Annotated in this window: 3 protein-coding genes; all 3 read left to right on the forward strand. The window is 71.5% G+C overall.

Going from position 1 to position 4,012, the window contains the following annotated elements; translation table 11 throughout:
* A partial coding sequence (locus AB0I76_RS24270) for a dihydrolipoamide acetyltransferase family protein (protein ID WP_357039650.1) occupies window positions 1-744 on the forward strand: 744 nt, incomplete at its 5' end.
* A gap of 104 nt (window positions 745-848) precedes the next feature.
* Window positions 849-2,525 carry a right-handed parallel beta-helix repeat-containing protein gene (locus AB0I76_RS24275; RefSeq protein ID WP_357039653.1) on the forward strand — a complete coding sequence of 559 codons (1,677 nt, stop codon included), beginning with the start codon at window positions 849-851 and terminating at the stop codon, window positions 2,523-2,525.
* Between the two features lie 260 nt (window positions 2,526-2,785).
* On the forward strand, window positions 2,786-4,012 hold a 1,227-nt coding region (locus AB0I76_RS24280; protein ID WP_357039656.1), incomplete at its 3' end, for an Ig-like domain-containing protein.

The raw sequence follows: 4,012 nt of genomic DNA on the forward strand, positions 1-4,012 counted from the left end.
GACGCGCCGGCCGCGCCGCTGGCCGCCGTGCCGGACCTGCCGGCCGGCGCGGAGGACCTGGTCATCCCGTTGACCGGCATCCGTAAGGCGATCGCCGACAAGCTGTCCCGCAGCCGTCGGGAGATCCCCGAGGTCACCATCTGGGTCGACGTGGACGCTACCGGGCTGCTGGAGACCCGGGCCGCGATCAACGCGGCCACTCCGGACGCGCCGGTGAGCATCCTCGCGCTCCTGGCCCGGATCTGCCTGTCCGGGCTGCGCCGCTACCCGCAGCTCAACGCCCGGGTCGACACCGAAGGGCAGCGGATCGTCCAGTCCGCCGGGGTGCACCTGGGCATCGCCGCGCAGACCGACCGTGGCCTGGTCGTCCCGGTGCTGCGGGACGCCCAGCGGCTCACCACCGCCGAGCTGGCCGCCGCGCTCGCGGAGACCACCGCGGCGGCGCGGGCCGGCACGCTCCCGCCCGCCCGGCTCACCGGCGGCACGTTCACGCTGAACAACTACGGCGTGTTCGGCGTCGACGGCTCCACCCCGATCATCAACCACCCCGAGGCGGCGCTGCTCGGGGTCGGGCGGATCGTCGACAAGCCGTGGGTGGTCGACGGACAGCTCGCGGTGCGGAAGGTGACCCAGCTCAGCCTCACCTTCGACCACCGGGTCTGCGACGGCGGGGTGGCTGGCGGCTTCCTGCGCCACGTCGCCGACTGCGTCGAGCAGCCCGCCCTGCTCATCGCGAACGTCTGACGCGCGCGGGGTCCCGACCGCCCTTCCTGGGCGGCGGGACCCGACGCGTTTCGCGCCCCGCCGCCCGGGAATGCGCCGCTCGCGATCCGCGAGGGGAGGCGCAGGTGGCGTATCCGGACATGCCCAGCGCAGTCGGGGTGCGACAGCACTCGGTCGCCGGCGCGCCGCTGCTCTGCGACGCCCGGGAGCACGGCCTGGCCGGCGACGGCACGACCAACGACCAGCCGGCCCTGGCCGCGCTGGTGAACCGGCTCGGTGACGCGCATGCCGCCGACGGGCGGGCGCGGATCATCTACTGCCCACCCGGGGTCTACTCCATCCGCGACGCCGGAACCGTGTGGCGTACCGGGGTGTCGTTGCTCGGCGCCGGGCCGGGCGCTACCCGGTTCGTGTTGAGCAACTCGGGCAACCGCGCCGATCCGACCCCGCTGGCGTTCCACACCGCGCAACTGCACGGCGCCAGCCGGGAGCGGCACCTGGCGGACTGCATGTTCGCCGACTTCGAGATCGACGGTTCCGGCGTCGCGTCGGCCGACTACAACCCGCTCGCCAAGGGGCTCGGCCTCCAGTACGTGGTCCGTGGGGTGTTCCGCAACCTGTACATCCACCACACCGCCGCCACCGGCCTGGGCTGCGACTTTCTGCAGGACTGTCTCATCGACGGGCTGCTCGTCACCGGGTGCGGACGGCTGGACAACGGCACCGAGATGGGCGGCGCCGGCATCGGGGTCGGGATCGGCGGCTGGGGCAGCGTCGAGCGGTTCAATGTCATCAACTGCAGCGCGGTGGCCAACGCCACCAACGGCATCTTCATGGAGTTGCAGGAGGGCGGGAAACTGCGCCCCCGTGGCATCCGGATCATCGGCTGCCACGCCCAGGGCAACCGGTTCGGCATCTCCGACTGGGGTGCCAACGGCCTGATCGTCTCCGCCTGCACGATGACGGGAAACCTGGAGGCGGGCTTCAACGTCTCCGCGAAGGGCACCACCGGGACCGCCGGTCGGGGTGGCATCCTGACCGACTGCGTGATCGACGGCAACATGCGCGACGGGGTGAGCATCGGGAACACCCCCGGCCCGTACACGCTGCGGGGCAACCGGATCAGCGGCAACGGACGGTACGGCTACCACCAGCGCAGCCTCGGCGGCGCCGAGGAGCTGGTGGCCGAGGAGATCGTCATCGAATCGAACGACTTCTACGGCAACAGCGGCGACGCGATCCGCATCGACCGCCCGATGCGGGACCTGTTCGTCGTCGGCAACCGCATCCGTAACAACGGGCGGCAGTGGGCGCCGGCGATGACCGGGCACGGCGACTCCGTCAGCTACCGGGAGAAGGAGGTCGTGGACCGTCGGGCGACATGGCCGAACGACGGTCACCGGGGCAAGGTGCTACGGGTCGGTCGGGAGATCGCGGTGGTCGCCGCCAACGACGACACCACGCTCACCCTCGCTCCGATCCGGCCGGACTCGTCGACCGGCTGGAGCGGCCAGATCCCGACACCCGGGACCCCGTACGAGCTGCCGTCGGCGCCGCAGGTCCGGGCCGGGATCACCATCGACGCGGCCGTCGACCACGCGACCATCCGCGGCAACCGGATCTGGGACAACCGGGAACCGAGCGCTCAGAACCACGGGCTGTGGATCACCGACCGGGGCAGTTGCGTGGACTGCCGGGTGGAGGACAACGACCTCGCCGGGAACGCCGACTCCGGGATGCGGCTGGACACGCCCCCGATCGGCGGGCGGTGGGACCGCAACCACGGCGACGACCCGTCCTGACGCGGTGGCGACCGTGGCGTCGCGGTCGCGGGAACCGGGCGGACGGTTCCTCACGGTGCCGCTGCGGGACGAGGGGGCCGGGCGGGCGTCGTCGGGTCGAACGGGCGCAGGACGTGCGGCGCGGCGTGTATGAACGCATTCCGGGGTGGACCCGTGAATTGTTCGCACCATTGTCCCGGCGATTTCGTGAAAATTGCGCGCATAACTGCGCGAGGTGGAGAGAATGTGTCCGAGGGACATCAAATACGGGGGGACGCATCATGGAACTGAGGCGACGATTCACGCTGTTCGCAGTGACCGTCGCGGCCGCGCCTCTGGCCCTCGGTGCCTGCACCGCCGAGGGGAAGCCGGCCGGTCGGCCGGCGCAGGGCCAGGCCGCCCCGCCCGAGTTGACCGTCACGCCCGCCGACCGGGCCCGGGACGTGCCGCTCACCGCCGAGGTGGGCACCGCGGTCACCGGCGGCCGGATCACCGCCGTCCGGATCACCGACGACAAGGGCGGCCAGGTTCGGGCGGAGCCGCGCGAGGACGGGTCGGGGTGGGTGCCGGCCGCGCCGCTGCAACCGAAGCGCACGTACACGGCCGAGGTGACCGCGACCGGCGACTCCGGGAAGACGACCACGCGGAAGACGACGTTCACGACGATGCCGAAACCGACCGGCGCGGCCGTCACCAGCACGCTCTATTTCGCCGGTAATCGGACGTACGGCACCGCGATGCCGGTCACCGTCGCATTCGACCCGCCCATTCCGAAAGAGGCTCGGGACGACGTCCAACGACGATTGTTCGTGAAGACGAATCCGCCGCAGCCGGGCGTCTGGTCGTGGGTCGGCGACGGCAGTCAGGTCTACTACCGCGCACCCGACTTCTGGCGACCCGGCACCACCATCAGCGTCCGTGCCGGCCTCGCCGGCCTGCCGATCGGCAAGGACAGGGTCGGTGACGAGGACCGGACCGCCACGTCGAAGATCGGCCGGCAGGTCGCACTGGAGATCGACAACGCCACCAAGCAGATGTCCGTCGTCCGCGACGGCAAGGTCGTGCGGAAGATCCCGGTGAGCATGGGCAAGCCGAGCACGCCCACGTCCAGCGGCAACATGGTGATCATGGAGAAGCACCAGCAGACGACCTTCGACACCCGGGGATCGGCCGACCCCTACGTGGTCGACGTCGAGGACGCCCAGCGCCTCACCTGGGGTGGCGAGTTCATCCACGGGGCGCCGTGGTCGGAGGGGGACCAGGGCAACATCAACGTCTCGCACGGCTGCACCAACCTCTCCGCCGCCGCCGCGGACTGGCTCATGGGCGTCACCCAGGTCGGCGACCTGGTGACCATCAAGGGCACCGAGGTCCAGTTGACCGAGGGCAACGGCTGGACCGCGTGGAACGTCACCTGGGACCAGTTCGTCAAGGGCAGCGCGCTGCCGGTGCCGGCCGGGCTGGCGCCCAGTCCGTCGCACGCGCCGCACCCGGGCGCCGTCGCCGGA

It is taken from the genome of Micromonospora sp. NPDC049799, assembly GCF_040656655.1.
GTDB lineage: Bacteria > Actinomycetota > Actinomycetes > Mycobacteriales > Micromonosporaceae > Micromonospora.